Source organism: Stenotrophomonas sp. TWI1149 (genome assembly GCF_039673155.1).
GTDB classification, from domain to species: Bacteria; Pseudomonadota; Gammaproteobacteria; order Xanthomonadales; family Xanthomonadaceae; genus Stenotrophomonas; species Stenotrophomonas maltophilia_AA.
Window position 1 is genome coordinate 120711 of sequence record NZ_JBDJLB010000014.1, and the last position, 15039, is coordinate 135749.

Here is a 15039-nt window from a genome sequence, read left to right on the forward strand (position 1 = left end):
TGCGCCCCACCTGCACAATTACGCAGCACACATATTCATGCTGCTGTGTACGAGGAGTGCCGCAAGTAGACACGCCACGACCGTGGGTCGTGGCGTGTGTGACGGCGCACCGACCAACGGTCGGTGCCTACCGGACAGGCGTCAGCGCTTGGTGGCGCTTTTGTACTTCGGCACGAAGACGTCATTGACTGCCTTGGCCAGCTGGTCCGGCGGAAGCAGGCCCTGGTCGAGCAGGAAGTTGTTGAAGGCCAGGCGGTCGAAGCGATCGCCGAGCGCCAGCTCGGTCTGCATGCGCAGTTCCAGGATGCGGGTGTAGCCGTAGAAGTAGCTGCCGGCCTGGCCGGGCATCCGCACCATGTAGCGGTCCAGTTCCTGGGTCGCCATCGCCTTGGACAGGCCGACCTCGTCGATCAGCACGCGCTCGGCGTTGGCACGGTCGATCTGGCCCAGGTTGAGCATCGGGTCCAGCATCGCGCGGGCGGCACGCAGCAGGCGGAACTGCAGCGCGATCAGCTGCCCGTCCAGCGGCTCGTACGGCACCATCTCCGCCTCGGCATACAGCGCCCAGCCTTCCACGTTGACCGAGTTGAACGCGAACATCGTGCGCGCCAGCGAGATGCCGCGTTCGACCATCGCAGTGAACTGCAGCTCATGGCCCGGGCGGCCTTCATGCGCACTCAGGGTCCAGGCAGCCGAGCCGAAGTTGAAGTCGTCGTACTGCGCGGCCTTGTCGCCGGCGGCCGGGTTGCCCAGCGGCAGCACGAAGGTGCCCTGCTGCCCGGTGTTGCCGACCAGCGGCGCCGGCAGGAAATGCGGTGCCGGCGAGGCGGCGCTTTCGGCGGCCGAGCCCAGGCGCATCTGCATCGGACGCTGCGGCACGTCGACGATCTTTTCCTTGCGGATGATCGGATCGATCGCATCGATCACGCCACGGTAGTGGTGCTCGAGCTGGTCGTCCGGAATCTTGTCGCCCTTCAGCGCCCGCACCACCGCCACCGGATCGGTGCTGTCGGTGACCTTCAGGCCCTTGGCCTGTACCACCAGCGGCGCCAGCTGGCGCATCGCCGAGCGGGTTTCCATGAATTCCAGCTGGGCGCGCTGCATCAGCAGGGCCGGGGCGATATCGATGCCCACGCGCTTGAGCTGGTAGGCATACAGCGGCTCGGGCAGACGAGCGTCGGTGCGCGCCTTGGGCAGCACTTCACGGCGGGTCCAGTCGCGGTACTCGCGCAGCTGGCTGGCGATGGTCTGCAGCGCCTGCTCGGCGCCGGCGATCTTGTACTTGCCGAACAGCTGCTCGATGCCGGTGATGTAGGTGTCCACATTGGCCAGCGACTGCTCGACTTCAATCTTGGTCGGCTGCAGCAGTGTCTTGTCGCCCAGGCGCTCTTCATAGCGCTGGCGCGACAGCGTGGTCACCGGCTGGCTGCCCGGGGCAAGCCCGGCGTAGGCCTTCAGGCGATCCAGCGCCTTGGCCCGGCGCTCGGCCGGCACCTGGTCGGACAGCAGCAGGTTGAGGCCGCTGAACACTGTCTGCGGGGTATCGCTCCACGGCAACAGGTACTTTTCGTTGAGCTCGCTGCCTTCGATGTTCTGGTCGGCGGCGGCGATCATGATCGCCAGGTCCTGGCGGACGTTGGCATCACGCTCGGTGGCGAGCTTGGCCTGCAACTCGCTGCGCGCCTTGGCCATCGCCGCACGGTAGCGGGCGCCGTTGTCCGGGCCGAAATCGGCCACCTTGTCGTCGTAGCCGGGTACACCGAAGAAGCCGGTTTCTTCCGGCTGGAACGGACCCTGCGCATCGAGCAGGATCTGCGCCAGCTGATTGCTGCGGGTCACCCAGGCCGGCGAGGCGGCAGGTTTGGCGGCAGCAGGGGCGGCCAGGGCCGGCGGGGCCGACAACGCGGCGGGAACGGACAGGGCCAACGCGACAGCGAGGACAAGCGGCTTCATGCAGGAACTCCAGGGCAGGATGCCTGCGACCCTACGCACTTGGCGGGCCGGGGGCAATTGGCCGGAGGTCATGCCGCGTCGGGAGGACCCCGGAGCTCGTCCTGCAGCTCCTTGCGCTGGGAAACCATGGACGCACCATGCCGCCGGACTTGCTGTGCCCCTTGTAGCACCTCGCTGAGCTGATGCCATGCTGCCGACAAAGGTCGGGTACAGGCACGCCGGCCTCTGCGTGCTTGAGAACGGCAATGATCTGGCTGTCGGTGAATCGTGACTTCTTCATGGAATCTCGTCGGGGGTAGATGACGAGAAAATTCCACTTCTGGCTTCGGCCAACCTGCGGGGATTACCTACGGCAACTTCAATTCTCACGCGTGGGCGGGCGAGTTGGCTTGGGTTGTCCGACAGTCACGGTGCCGGTTCGTCCGCCGCCACAACTGCCATAGCACCCGCTGCCGGGGTTAGCCCCGCCACTGTTACCGACGCCTTGACCGTCCCCATAACCGCTGCCTGATCCTGTACCAGTTCCATTTCCATTTCCGCCTGCCGGGGGAAGGGTGCTGGTCTGGGTTTCATATTTGACTCCGATGTAGCCTTCTCCCCCAACCGTGACTTGGTAGTCAACGCAGGCAGCTTCGTTACACATTGTCAGGATATCTCCGGGGACTATCCACAGAGGCTGTATAGAAACGAGCCTATTAAATCTTGATACAGCAAGACTAAGCTCATTCGCGGTGCCCGGATCAACTCTTGGATAGCCAAGCACACAGCTCAGGCATGGGTGAGTACCAATCTTCCTCGAGCCAGGAACGCCGGCATACACGTAGGCTGTCGTCGCCACAAGAGAAGTCAGCAAAATACCCGCGGTCATCCAGACCCTCATTTCTTGCTCCTTTGTGTCAACGAATTGGCTAGTTGATTGGCCTTCTTGATCTCATTCGGCGTCATGGACTGAGCCATGAAATACAAGATCTGATCGTTTCGATTGATGGGCATCAGCTCACCTGCCGCCTTTTTGTAGGCGTAGGCGCGAACCGGGTCCTTCGGCGTAATGATGCCGCGCTCGTAAGCCGTTCCCAGCGTGAAAAGGCCATCCGCATTGCTAGCGTCGGCTACGCTCTTGATGTAGCGAAATGAGTCTTCATTGAATTCCTGAATTTTCTCAGGGGAGGTCGCTTGTTCTTGCTGATCTCCAACAATGAGGTCCAGATAGTTGTAGTAGGCCAGTCGAGCGTATGTGTCGCCCCCTTTGGCTGCTTCTTTCAGCCATCGGGCTGCTTCCTTTTGCGCACCACTTGGTATTCCCTCACATTGCTTCAGCTTTTCTTCGGTGTACGTGAGAGAGCGCAATTGCTGATCTACCAGGAACCGCTCTCGCGTTTTTCCGCTGGCTTTGAGAATTTCCGGCGAGACTTGGCTGTTGGAGTAATCAAGAGGCCTGTCTGGTTGCATTGCAATGCGACACTCATTGAGGACCAAGAAGAGTTGTCGTTTTGCTTCTAAATCTCCTGCTTCTGCCCTGGTGAGAAGCGACGGATACAGGTCTTTCAAGGGAACATCTGGTAAACGCTGTGCAGATTGGAGGTCGGCATCAATTGCGACCGGTTTCGGCGTGACGCTTCGAACATCCGTCGCAGCAGCGGGCGCTGCATTCCCCGGCGTACCGTTAACTGACTGAACATCATCATTCTTCTTTGCGCATGAAGTGAACATGCAAGCGATGAGTGCGAACTTTGATAGACGGAAGCATTGGTCGAGAATGCTGTACTTGAGGTTTGGAGGCGGCATTGGGTTCTCCATGAATGCCAGCGTTAAATTCAGCATCCAGATCGACTGAAATTCAAGTTGCGCGGGTTGGGATACTCGTCATGTGGGCTAGGGTGGGCCACCCATGTCCATCGTTGGTGCTATTGCTCGGTAGATGAGCAAAGACCTGTATCGATGGTCGCAAGATTGAATCGGCTTCCACAGTAGGTGAATATCCTGCTCGTCTTTAGGGAATTGCCCTATGAACGAGCCAGATCCGCCCTTCGACGCCTAACGCCAGATCGTCCAGCGTCTGTAACACGGTCGATTCGGCATATCCGGGGAGCGCATTTCCCGCCCGCTGCAGGTCAACGAGAACTCCACTCTCTCGAAATCCTTCATTCGCATGTGCGACCGCTCTTTGCATCATGCTAAAGATCTTCTCTCTACCATCCGCCAGTGATTTGTTCCCATAGCCAAAGGCGACCCGGATGGTGGATCGCTCATCGGACTGAGTGACTTGGTCGAGAATGAGCGGATCCACCGGATAGGGGTCGCGCACCGTGGGTGCCTCGTTCGGCAGCCTCCGCAGATCACTGCGCACCAACAGGTTCCCGAACAGCTGGTAACGAAGATGACCGCGGGTGAAGCTCGTCACCAACTCGCCATTTTCCATTTCGATGACGTGGACAATCTGGGGCATGCCCCCTGCACCACGCCCACCGACCACTTCACCCACCCACAGCTGCCGCGACGAGCTGGTTTCACGATGGACTTCCCGTCCCGTTCCGATGGCCTGATAGAGCGGTGTAGTGTCCGTCTCACTATTGGCAGCGCGCGTACGGTTGACGACGAGGATGCCGTCAAACAGATCGACCTGAATCTGGTCAGCCGCCAGCGCAGCACGGTGCACCTCTACCCGCCGGGCCCAATCGAAAATGCCCTTGGAGTAGCGCTTGCGCGCCTCCGGCCCGGGGTCCCATCCGTCGGCGGGCACCTCGATGAACGGTACCGCCGCCGAGGTCGTCGACACCAGCAACACACCGCACACCACGACCAACCAACCACACAGGATGCGTTTCATGTCTCCACCTCGCCTGCAGCATTGCCCGACCGGGCAGGTGCATCGAGGCTAGCGGCAGCAGGTGCGCGGAACGCCGCGCGGCATCACGGTATCAACGAAAGCATCCGTCATCTCGGATTCGAAAGGCTGAAGCTTCCAAGCCACCCCTCAAAGACTGAGCGACGGCGGGCACTCCCCCTTCGCCCGGCATTCGTCCAGCGCGCACCTATCCGCGGCTTCGATGTCGTCCAGAGCCGCCAGATCGATCGCGTCCTTGCTGTCGGTCACCACGTACAGCATCGGGTAGTCCCAGTGGTCGCCGGAGCGCTTGGCGTTGAGGAACACGCGGCCCTTGCCCTGTGGGCCGGAGATCGCGATCACGAACTGGCTCTGGCCATTGGAGTGCATCGAGCCTGCGGGCAGGTAGCCATCGCGCAGGGGCTCACCGAGCGCTTCGACCAGCTCGATGTTGCAGCGTGCGCGACGCATGGCCTCCTGGTAGGGCGTACTGGATTTGCTCCAGTACGCCCACTGATACAGCGCGAACCACACCGCGCCCACTGCCGCCGCAAGGCCGGACACCACGGCCAGCGGCATGGCCCAGCGCCAGTGGCGGCGCCACCAGCCGGGAGGCACGGTCGAACCAGGAAGCGCGGGCGGCGATGTCATCGGCGAACTCCTTGTCAGGCCGGTGGCAGGAACGGGGGATCAGGGCGCCAGGCAACGCCCCAGGAAGTCCTCGGCCAGGCGGTAGCGGTGCAGCGCGTTGCTGCCCGACAGGCCATGCTTGGCGCCGGGATAGGTCATCAGTTCGAACGGCTGGCCGCGTTTCTGCAGGGCGCTCATCAGCACCGTGGAGTTGGTGAACAGCACGTTGTCGTCGGCCATGCCGTGGATCAGCAGCAAGCGCGAACGCAGGCCGTCGATGTGCGCCAGCACTCGCGCTTCTTCATACCCCTTCGGGTTGTTGCCCGGCAGGTTCATGTAGCGCTCGGTGTAGTGGGTGTCATACAGGCCCCAATCGGTCACCGGTGCACCGGCCACGCCACAGGCGTAGCTGTCTGACGCCTTGGCCAGCAGCATCAGGGTCATGTAGCCGCCGTTGGACCAGCCCTGCACGCCGATGCGCGCCGGGTCCACCCATGCCTGCTGCTTCAGCCAGGCGACGCCGCGCAGCTGGTCGGCCACTTCGACCGTGCCCTGCACGCCGTACAGCGCGCCACCGAAATCACGGCCGCGGCGCGGGGTACCGCGGTTGTCCAGCGAGAACACCACGTAGCCCTGCTGGGCCAGGTACTGGTTGAACAGATGATCGCCACGGCCGGGCCAGCTGTTGGTGACCGTCTGCGAGGCCGGGCCGCCATAGACGTACACCACCACCGGGTAGCGCTTGGCCGGATCGAAACCGGTCGGCTTGATCAGGCTGTAGTGCAGTGTCGTCTTGCCGTCGGCGGCGGTCAGCGTGCCGAACTCGACCGGGCGCTGCGCATCGAGATAGCGCGCATACGGATGCGTGGGATCTTCCAGGTTGTTCTCGACCAGGGTCGCGATCTTCTCGCCGTTGGCACGGTGCAGCGCGATCTGCGGCGGCGTGGTGGTGCTGGACCAGCTGTCCACGTAGACGCTGGCATTGCGCGCGAAGCTGGCGGTATGCATGCCCGGCGCCTGCGACAGGCGCTGCGGCGTGCCGCCCTGCAACGACACGGCGTAGAGCTGGCTTTCGCGCGGGCTGTCCACGCCGGCGCGGAAATACACCTTGCCCGCGTCTTCGTCGACGGCCAGCAGTTCGTCCACCGGCCAGGTGCCGGCGGTCAGCGCGGTGACGGTCCTGCCGTCATCGGAGATGCGGTACAGGTGCTCGAAACCACTGCGCTCGGACGACCACACGAAGCCGCCCTGCTTGAGGAAGCGCAGGCTGTTGTGCAGCGGCACCCAGGTCGGCGAGGTTTCGGTCACCAGGGTGCGTTGCTGGCCGCTGGCCAGCTCGGTCTGGATCAGCTCGAGCGTCTTCTGGTCGCGCGACTGGCGCTGGAACGTCAGGCGCTGGGGATCACGCCAATCGACGCGAGCCAGGTAAATATCCGGGTTGCGGCCCAGGTCGATCCAGGTCGGCGTGGCGTTCTGACGCGGCGCGATCACGGCCAGCTTCACGGTGACGTTGTGGTCGCCGGCCGCCGGGTAGCGCTGTTCGATCATCTCGGTGCGGTCGGCATACATCTCGTAGCGCTTCTGCACCGGCACCGGCGATTCATCGATGCGGGCGAAGGCGATCGCCGAGTCGTCCGGTGCCCACCAGTAGCCGGTGTGGCGGTCCATTTCCTCATCGGCGACGAACTCGGCCACGCCGTTGCCGATCGTGTCGCTGCCATCGCGGGTGAGCTGGATCTGCTGGCCGCTGGCCAGGTCGATCACCCACAGGTTGCGGGCACGCACGAAGCTGACGAAGCCGCCCTTCGGCGACAGCTTTGCATCGGTCGCGAAGCCTTCCCCATGGGTGAGCTGGCGCACCGCGGCCTTGCCCTGCCTGCTCAGGTCGTACAGGTACAGCTCACCGCCGAGCGGGAACAGCAGGGTGCGTGCATCCGGCGACCACTGGTAATCGACGATGCCGGTCATCGCGGCGATGCGCTGGCGCTCGCGGCGGGCCTTCTCGGCGTCGCTCAGGGTTTCCGTACCGGGCAGCACCACCTTGGAGTCGACCAGCAGATGGGTCTGGCCGCTGGCGATGTCGTACGCCCACAGGTCCAGCTGGTTGCGGTCGGCGTCCTTGCCGCGCAGGAAGCTGACCTGCGAGCCGTCCGGGGCCACCTTGGGCTTCATCAGGGTCGGGCCGGACAACGGCAGCGGACCGGTGATGGCATCCAGGGTGAGTTTTTCAGCGTGGGCGATCGAGGTCGAGGCGAGCATCAGGGCGAGCGAAGCGAACAGGTGGCGCATGAAAGATTCCGGCAGCGTCTGGGCAGTCCCCGGCCGCGGGTGCGGCACGGGGAACGCTTCATCCTAACCAAAACCGTTCCGGTCGTGCCGGAGGCCGGTGGGCGTCCGGCCGCGCCCACCGCTGCGGGGAGCCGGCCAGCGGCCGGCACTACCGGGCAGGTGAGCACCGCTTCAGCGCTGGCCGAACAGGTGTTTGCGCTCTTCGTCGCTGAGCGGCTTGCCGGCCTGCGGGTTCACCTTCTCGCGCAGGGCATAGGCACGCTGGGTGGCCGGGCGTGCTGCGATCGCGTCATGCCAGCGCTTGAGGTTCGGGAAGGCCCTGAAATCGACCGGAAGCGTGTCGTAGGCCCCGATCCAGGGGTAGCTGGCCATGTCGGCGATGCTGTACTCGTCACCGCCGAGGTAGGCGGTCTGCGCCAGGCGCTTGTCCATCACCCCATGCAGGCGGCGCACTTCGTTGTCGTAGCGCTCGATCGCATAGGGAATCTTGTCGGGCGCGTACACGTTGAAATGCCCCATCTGGCCGCTCATCGGGCCGAGGCCGGCCATCTGCCAGAACAGCCATTCCAGCACCGCCACCCGGCCGCGGCTGTCGGCTGGCAGGAAGCGGCCGGTCTTTTCGGCCAGGTACAGCAGGATCGCGCCGGACTCGAACACGGGCTGCGCGGCCCCGCCATCGGTGGGCTGGTGATCGACCAGGGCCGGCATCTTGTTGTTCGGCGAGATCGCCAGGAAGTCGGGCTTGAACTGGTCCCCGGCACCGATGTTCACCGGCTGGATCCGGTACGGCAGGCCGGTTTCCTCCAGCATCAGCGTGACTTTGTGGCCATTCGGGGTAGGCCAGTAGTACAGGTCGATCATGGCGAGGGCTCGCGGACAAGGAATCCCGAGTCTAGTCCGTCGCTCGGCTTGGCAGGGTCAAGCTGGACCGTTACGCTGCGCCGTCCCCGCAACGCAGCATTCCAGCATGAGTTCGACCCAGACCCCCATCAGTCCCCTGTCCTCCCTGATCTTCGCCTCGCGCTGGCTGCAGCTGCCGCTGTACCTGGGCCTGATCCTGGCGCAATGCGTCTATGTGTTCCTGTTCGGCAAGGAGTTGTGGCACCTGCTGCACCAGGCCAACGAGATGGGCGAGCAGCAGATCATGCTGCTGGTGCTGGGCCTGATCGACGTGGTGATGATCTCCAACCTGCTGGTGATGGTGATCGTGGGCGGCTACGAGACCTTCGTGTCGCGCCTGCGCCTGGAGAACCACCCCGACCAGCCGGAGTGGCTGAGCCACGTCAACGCGAGCGTGCTGAAGGTGAAGCTGGCGCTGTCGATCATCGGCATCTCCTCGATCCACCTGCTGAAGACGTTCATTGCGGCGGGCAGCCTTGACTCGCTGCCCGCGTGCAACAGCGATACCTACATCCAGGCAGTCGCCTCCGTCGTGGCCGCGCAGGGTCCGGCCGCGGCCGAGGTCTTCAAGTGCGCCAGTGGGCTGACCTCGACCGGCGTGATGTGGCAGACCATCATCCATGCCGCCTTCATCCTGTCGGCGATCGGCATCGCCTACACCGACAAGCTGATGAACGGCACGCCGAGCAAGGCGCTGTCGCACTGAGGCTTGCCCGGCAGTGGCGGCATCGGTGAGGATGCCCCCTGCCCTCACCGCCTGGCCCCCGGGCCGGGCGGGGTGATGCTAGATTGCACACCTGCGGGTTCGCCATGGGCGTCGGGAAACGTCCATGGCCGTCGGTCGGCCTGACCGCATCAGGCCCTACGTATCGTCGTCTTCAAAGGGGAGTTGGATGTCGCACGTCAAGACTCATGGCCCGGCGCGCCTGTTCGCGCCGATGATCCTGCTGGTCGCCCTGTCCGCCTGCTCGGGCAAGGACGACACCGCACCGCCGACGCCCGCGGCACCGGCGGCCCCCACTGCTGCCCCGGCCGCACCGGCGGTGTCGGCCAAGGTCCAGTCGCTGGGCACCGAGGAGCTGCGGGAGCTGGCCAGCAAGGCGCTGCGCGAGAACCGCATGTATGCCCCGGCCGGCGACAATGCCATCGAGTATTACCTGGCACTGCGCGACAAGACCCCGGATGACGCCTCGGTCAAGAGCGCGCTGACCGATCTTCTGCCCTACACCCTGATCGCCGCCGAGCAGAACCTGGGCCGCGAGGACTTCGCCGAGACCCAGCGCCTGGTCGCGCTGATCGAAAAGGTCGACCCGACCGCCCCGGCGCTGCCGCGCCTGAAGCAGGGCATCAGCGGCAGCATGCAGACCGCGCTCAAGCGTACCCAGGAAGAGACCGACAAGGTCAAGAAGGACGCCGAGACCCGCGCCAAGCAGTTGGTGGAACAGCAGAAACTGGCCCAGCAGCAGGCCACGGAAGCCGAAGCAGCGAAGAAGATCGCCGCGCAGCAGGAAGCCGCCGCCCGCATCGACAACCAGGACACCGAGCGCCAGGCCGCCGCCCGCCGCGAGGCCGAACAGCGCCAGCAGCAGGCCGCCGCCGCCCAGGCCGCCGCCGCCCGCCAGGCCCCGGCTGCTGCCGCGCCGGCATCGACCCTGCGCCCGGTCAGTACCCCGGCCCCGCGCTACCCGGCCGACGCCCTGCGTTCGGGCACCGCCGGCGAAGTGCTGGTCGAACTGACGGTCGGCACGGACGGCTCGGTGACCGCCGCCCGCGTGCTGCGCGCCACCCCGGCCCGCGTGTTCGACCGCGAAGCACTCAACGCAGTCAAACGCTGGAAGTTCGAACCGGTCGGCGCCCCGGTCACGACCCGCCGCACGCTCGCGTTCGCGCCTGAAGGCGGCTGATCGCAACGCACGATTGGATGACGAAAAGGCCCGGAGCGATCCGGGCTTTTTTAATGGGGACGGAGGTAGTTAATAACAGGGACGGAGGTAGTTAAGCGCATTTCCCTTACCGCGTTCCGCGCCACCGACCTAGCGCGCTTTGATGCGCGGTTCTGCAGAGTGATGTCTCGCCATCCCGGTTGCGACCATGCCCCGCTCCCCTCGTCTGGTTCTGCCTGGCATTCCCCTCCATGTCATCCAGCGTGGCGTCAATCGCGCTGCGCTGTTCATCGACGACGATGATCGGAACCACTACCTGCGTCTGTTGCGCTCTGCCTGCCGAAGACATGGCGTCCTGATCCACGCCTTCGTACTGATGGGCAACCACGTGCATCTCCTGGTATCGCCGATGGTGGCCGAAGGGCTGGCTTCAGCGATGCGGAGGTGCGGGCAGAACTACGTCCAGTACTTCAACAAGCGACATGTTCGGAGCGGAACGCTGCTGCAGGGCCGCTTCAAGTCGTGCCTGGTGGATTCCGATGGCTACCTGCTGATGGTCCATCGCTACATAGAATTGAATCCGGTGCGGGCCGCGCTGGTGGCCCTCCCCGAGAGCTATCGATGGTCCAGCGCTCGGGCGTACCTGGGGCTTGAGTACAACCCGATGCTGACACCCCACGTCGGCTACACCGCCCTCGGCGCTACACCGAAAGCCCGCGCAGCCGCTTACAGCCACTGGCTGCAGGCCGGCATCCAACCGCAGGAAAGAGAGCGGATCGTCGCCTACATCGCGCAGGAGCGCGCGTTGGGCAGCCCGCGCTTCCAGGACATGGTGGGACGAGCATTGCAGAGGTCCGTGGTGTACAGGCCTGCGGGAAGGCCCGTCAAGGAACAGGGCGACTAGCCGGACATGCGCCAGCGTTCCGACCGCAGACGAGTTGACGGCCGCCGGATTAACCACCTCCGTCCCTGTTATTAACTACCTCCGTCCCCGTTATGAAAAAGGGCGCCTCGCGGAGCCCTTCGTGCATCAACCCGAGATCGCCAACCGTTCCTGATGGTAGCGACGCACGGCGGCGTACCAGAACAGGGCCGCCAGGCCGAAGCCTGCGCCGAGGTAGACCGCCCACATCTGCGGGCTGATCGCTTCGTGGCGGATGATCTTGAGCAGCATCTGGTTCTGCGCAAGGAACGGCACCGCGAACTGCCAGAGCTCACTCTTGATCGGGTACACCATCAGCGCGTAGCCCGGCAGCATCGGCAGCAGCATCAGCCAGGTCATGTGGCTCTGGGCTTCCTTCATGCTCTTGGCCGCCGCCGACAGGAAGGTCAGCAGCGAGGTGCCGATGAACAGCATCGGCAGCATGATCAGCAGCATCTGCAGCATCGGCAGGAAGCCCATGTTGAGCTGGCGACCCACTCCACCGGAGGAGAGCTGCGCGCTGATCTTGAAGGCCGCCAGGGTCAGCAGCAACGACGCCACACCGACCGCGCAGGCCGCGGCGATCTTGCCGCTGACAATCGCGCTGCGCGGTGCCGGCGTCGCCAGCAGCGGCTCCAGCGATTGCCGCTCGCGCTCGCCCGCGGTGGTGTCCATCACCAGATACGCGCCGCCCAGGAACGAGGTGATGGTCAACAGGATCGGCAACAACACCGACAGCATCATCCCGCGCTTGGCTTCAGCCGTCGCCAGATCCTGCGCGGCGACATCCAGCGGTCGCGCGACCTGCGGATCGATCCCGCGCGCCAGCAGACGCAGCGCACCGACCTGCTGGCTGTAGCCGCCCAGCGCCGCCTCCAGCCGGCTGCTGGGAATATCGGCAGCACGGCGGGTACTGTCCTTGATGATCTCGACCAGCGCCGGACGGCCCTCGCTCCAGTCCTTGCCGAACGCCGGACTGATCCGCAACGCCACATCGATGCGCTGGCTGCGGATCGCATCCGTCAGGTCCTTCGGCGCCTCGGTCGCATTGAGACCCTGCGCGGCCAGGAAGCGCACCAGGTTGGGTGCATGCTCGCCGCCGATCATCGGGATGTCCAGCGGCTGCTCGATCTGTGTCTTCACCCGGCTTTCGGCGAGCTTGCTCATGCCCAGGATCAGCACCGGGTACAGCAACGGCCCGAGCAGCAGCGTCAGCGCGAGCGTGCGGCGGTCACGCGAGAGATCGCGCAGTTCCTTGCGCATCACGGTCAACAGCGTAGCGAACGAACTCATGCGTGCAATCCTTCTTCGGTACCGATCGCCTTGACGAAGGCATCTTCGAGGTTGCTTTCCCCGGTCTGTGCGCGCAGCTCATCGGCGCTGCCGGCCGCCATCACCGTGCCCTGCGCGATGATCACCACGTGGTCGCACAGCGCGGCCACCTCCTGCATGATGTGGCTGGAGAAGATCACGCAGCGGCCCTCGTCACGCAGTCCGCGCAGGAAGCCGCGCAGCGCGCGCGTGGTCATCACGTCCAGGCCGTTGGTCGGCTCATCGAGGATCACGTTGCGCGGATCGTGCACCAGCGCGCGGGCGATCGCGGTCTTGGTGCGCTGTCCCTGCGAGAACCCTTCGGTCTGGCGGTCGAGGATGTCCTCCATCTCCAGCGCCGCCGAGAGTACCTTGGTGCGCTCGCGGATCCGCGCGGCACTCAGGCCGTGCAGCTGGCCGAAATAGGCGATGTTCTCGCGCGCGGTGAGGCGCTTGTAGACGCCGCGCGCGTCCGGCAGCACCGCCAGCTGGCGACGCACCGCGACCGGGTCCACCGCCGCGTCGATGCCATCGACCACGACGCGGCCCTCGTCGGGCTTCATCAGCGTGTACAGCATGCGCATGGTGGTGGTCTTGCCGGCGCCGTTGGGGCCGAGGAGGCCGGTGATGCGCCCGTTGTCGGCCTGGAAGCCGACGTTCTGGACGGCATGGATCACGCCGGTCTTGGTCTTGAACGCTTTGTGCAGATGCTCGGCGACGATCATGCGCGCACCTCCCCGGTGCGGTACGAAGTACGGTTCATGGGGCCCATCCGTTGAACGAGGTGAAGGCGGGCACCGGGCTGAGGGTGTCCAGGCAGGTGGCGTCGAGTGATTTCGCGTCAGCGGTGTCGATGAACTGGCCGAGGATGCGCGGCATGCAGCCGGCGTTGATGGTGCCGTGACCCTGTCCCTTGGCGAGCAGGTGGCGCCCCTGGGGCAGCTGCTTGAGCACCTGCTCGGCGTAGCGCGGCGGCGTGACCGGATCGAACTGGCCCGACAACAACAGCACCGGCAGCGTCGAGGCGAACGGCGCGGTGAAATCCTTCGGCCGCGAACCGGCATTCCAGGCCGGGCAGGCCGCGAAGAACATGCGCGCGACTTCCGGGCCCAGCACGCGATCGCCCGCGTCGCCTTCCTTGTAGCGATCGGCATCTTCGGCGCACAGCACCGACCACTGCATGCCACGGTTCATCTGCACGCCCAGCGTGCGGCTGGCCATCTTGCTCAGCGACATCAACGGCGCATAGCGGCCCTGCGCGGCTTCATCCAGCGTGACCGGCAGCAGCGACGACAGCTCCGGCATGTACGAGAACATGAAGGCCAGTCCGGTAACCGAATCGGCGGTCAATACATCGCGTTCGGCCTGTCCGGTGCCGGGGTTGCGGTAGTCGACCTCGACCGGTGCCTTGGCCAGTGCGGCCATCACGTTGCGCAGCTGGCTGCGGGTATCGACCGGGAAGCGCTTGGCGCAGATCGGATCCTGGCGGCACTGTGCCGATTGCAGGGTGATCGCATCTTCGAAAGTGGTGGCGAAATCACCGCCGACCACCAGATCGTTCGGCACCACGCCATCGATCACCACCGTGCGCGTGTGCTGCGGATAGCGCGCGGCGTACTGCTGTGCCACGCGGGTGCCGTAGGAACCACCGACCAGGTTGACCTTGTCCACGCCCAGCGCCTTGCGCACCGTATCCAGATCACCGATGGCCTCGGTGGTGGTGTAGAAGCGGGTGTCCGCGCGCCCGGTCAGCGACTGCGCGCAGCGGCGGGCGTAGTCTTCGATGAGCGCCGCGCTCGGTGCCGCGTTCTCGTCCAGCGGCAGCTCCTTGCCCTGTGCATCCAGGCAGGTGAGCGGATTGGACTTGCCGGTGCCGCGCTGATCGATCAGGAAGATGTCGCGCTGCTTGCGCACGTCCCGAAGCGCCATGTTGACCGGGGCGGCGACCTCCGTCGCGGCCTGACCCGGGCCACCGGCCAGGAAGAAGACCGGGTCGGCCTTGCCCGCGCCGTCATTGCCGGCCTCCAGCCAGGCGATGTTCAAGCCGATCCTGCGACCGTCCGGTGCCGCCGGGTTCTCCGGCACCTGCAGCGTGGCGCACTGCGCCTCGACATTCGCGCTGGCCTGCGCGCTGGTCAGGGTGCAGGGCTGGAACGCGAGCGTGCCGTACAGGCGCTGGGCGGCCGCGGTGCCGGATGCAGCGTCGGGTACCGGCGCGCAGCCGGCACACAGGGCGGCGACCAGCGCGACGGCCAGCCTCAGGTGGTGTGTAGACATCTTCCGTACTTCCCCTTGTTGAAGATCATGTCACCCCGACGCACGGGCGT

12 protein-coding genes and 1 pseudogene are annotated in these 15039 nt (G+C 65.0%); 3 read left to right on the top strand and 10 right to left on the bottom strand.

All coding sequences use genetic code 11. From position 1 onward, the window contains the following. Positions 1-141: 141 nt before the first annotated feature. From ABE424_RS16105 to ABE424_RS16135, 7 genes and pseudogenes are all read right to left on the bottom strand, one after another. Positions 142-1953 (bottom strand): DUF885 domain-containing protein, encoded by a 1812-nt coding sequence (locus ABE424_RS16105; protein WP_346490558.1) that lies wholly within the window; start codon positions 1951-1953, stop codon positions 142-144. 89 nt (positions 1954-2042) lie between these two features. Next, positions 2043-2233, bottom strand: a pseudogene (locus ABE424_RS16110) (transposase); the annotation flags it as partial. Positions 2234-2829: 596 nt separating this feature from the next. Further along, positions 2830-3738, bottom strand: coding sequence for a hypothetical protein (locus ABE424_RS16115; RefSeq protein ID WP_346490557.1), 909 nt, complete (start codon positions 3736-3738; stop codon positions 2830-2832). Positions 3739-3943: 205 nt separating this feature from the next. Next, complete coding sequence (locus tag ABE424_RS16120) at positions 3944-4780, bottom strand: hypothetical protein (RefSeq protein ID WP_346490556.1); 837 nt, start codon at positions 4778-4780, stop codon at positions 3944-3946. Positions 4781-4927: 147 nt separating this feature from the next. Next, on the bottom strand, positions 4928-5428 hold the full coding sequence (locus tag ABE424_RS16125) for a cytochrome c oxidase assembly factor Coa1 family protein (RefSeq protein WP_346490555.1): 501 nt from the start codon (positions 5426-5428) through the stop codon (positions 4928-4930). 39 nt (positions 5429-5467) lie between these two features. Beyond that, the gene (locus ABE424_RS16130; protein WP_346490554.1) at positions 5468-7696 is read right to left on the bottom strand and encodes a S9 family peptidase; all 2229 of its coding nucleotides are present in this window, start codon (positions 7694-7696) and stop codon (positions 5468-5470) included. Between the two features lie 171 nt (positions 7697-7867). Then, positions 7868-8557 carry a glutathione binding-like protein gene (locus tag ABE424_RS16135; protein ID WP_346490553.1) on the bottom strand — a complete coding sequence of 230 codons (690 nt, stop codon included), beginning with the start codon at positions 8555-8557 and terminating at the stop codon, positions 7868-7870. Between the two features lie 106 nt (positions 8558-8663). Here ABE424_RS16135 and ABE424_RS16140 point away from each other — a divergent pair, with 106 nt between their 5' ends. The 3 genes from ABE424_RS16140 (at position 8664) to ABE424_RS16150 (ending at position 11383) form a co-directional block, all read left to right on the top strand. Further along, positions 8664-9302: a TIGR00645 family protein gene (locus ABE424_RS16140; protein WP_319207443.1), complete on the top strand. Its 639-nt coding sequence runs from the start codon at positions 8664-8666 to the stop codon at positions 9300-9302. Positions 9303-9489: 187 nt separating this feature from the next. Next, positions 9490-10500 (top strand): energy transducer TonB, encoded by a 1011-nt coding sequence (locus tag ABE424_RS16145; protein WP_346490552.1) that lies wholly within the window; start codon positions 9490-9492, stop codon positions 10498-10500. A 187-nt stretch (positions 10501-10687) separates the two neighbouring features. Beyond that, positions 10688-11383: a transposase gene (locus tag ABE424_RS16150; RefSeq protein ID WP_346490551.1), complete on the top strand. Its 696-nt coding sequence runs from the start codon at positions 10688-10690 to the stop codon at positions 11381-11383. Between the two features lie 126 nt (positions 11384-11509). On the opposite strand, the gene ABE424_RS16155 is transcribed toward ABE424_RS16150, so the two are convergent. From ABE424_RS16155 to ABE424_RS16165, 3 genes are read right to left on the bottom strand one after another with little or no spacing between them, the layout of a single operon-like run. Then, positions 11510-12694, bottom strand: a complete 1185-nt coding sequence (locus ABE424_RS16155; protein WP_346488599.1) for an ABC transporter permease — start codon at positions 12692-12694, stop codon at positions 11510-11512. Then, positions 12691-13437, bottom strand: coding sequence for an ATP-binding cassette domain-containing protein (locus tag ABE424_RS16160; protein WP_179459750.1), 747 nt, complete (start codon positions 13435-13437; stop codon positions 12691-12693). Before ABE424_RS16160 ends, ABE424_RS16155 begins: the two co-directional genes overlap by 4 nt. A 34-nt stretch (positions 13438-13471) precedes the next feature. Further along, a complete protein-coding gene (locus ABE424_RS16165) occupies positions 13472-14989 on the bottom strand; it encodes an alpha/beta hydrolase (RefSeq protein ID WP_346490550.1) in 1518 nt (505 codons plus the stop codon). Positions 14990-15039: the final 50 nt, after the last annotated feature.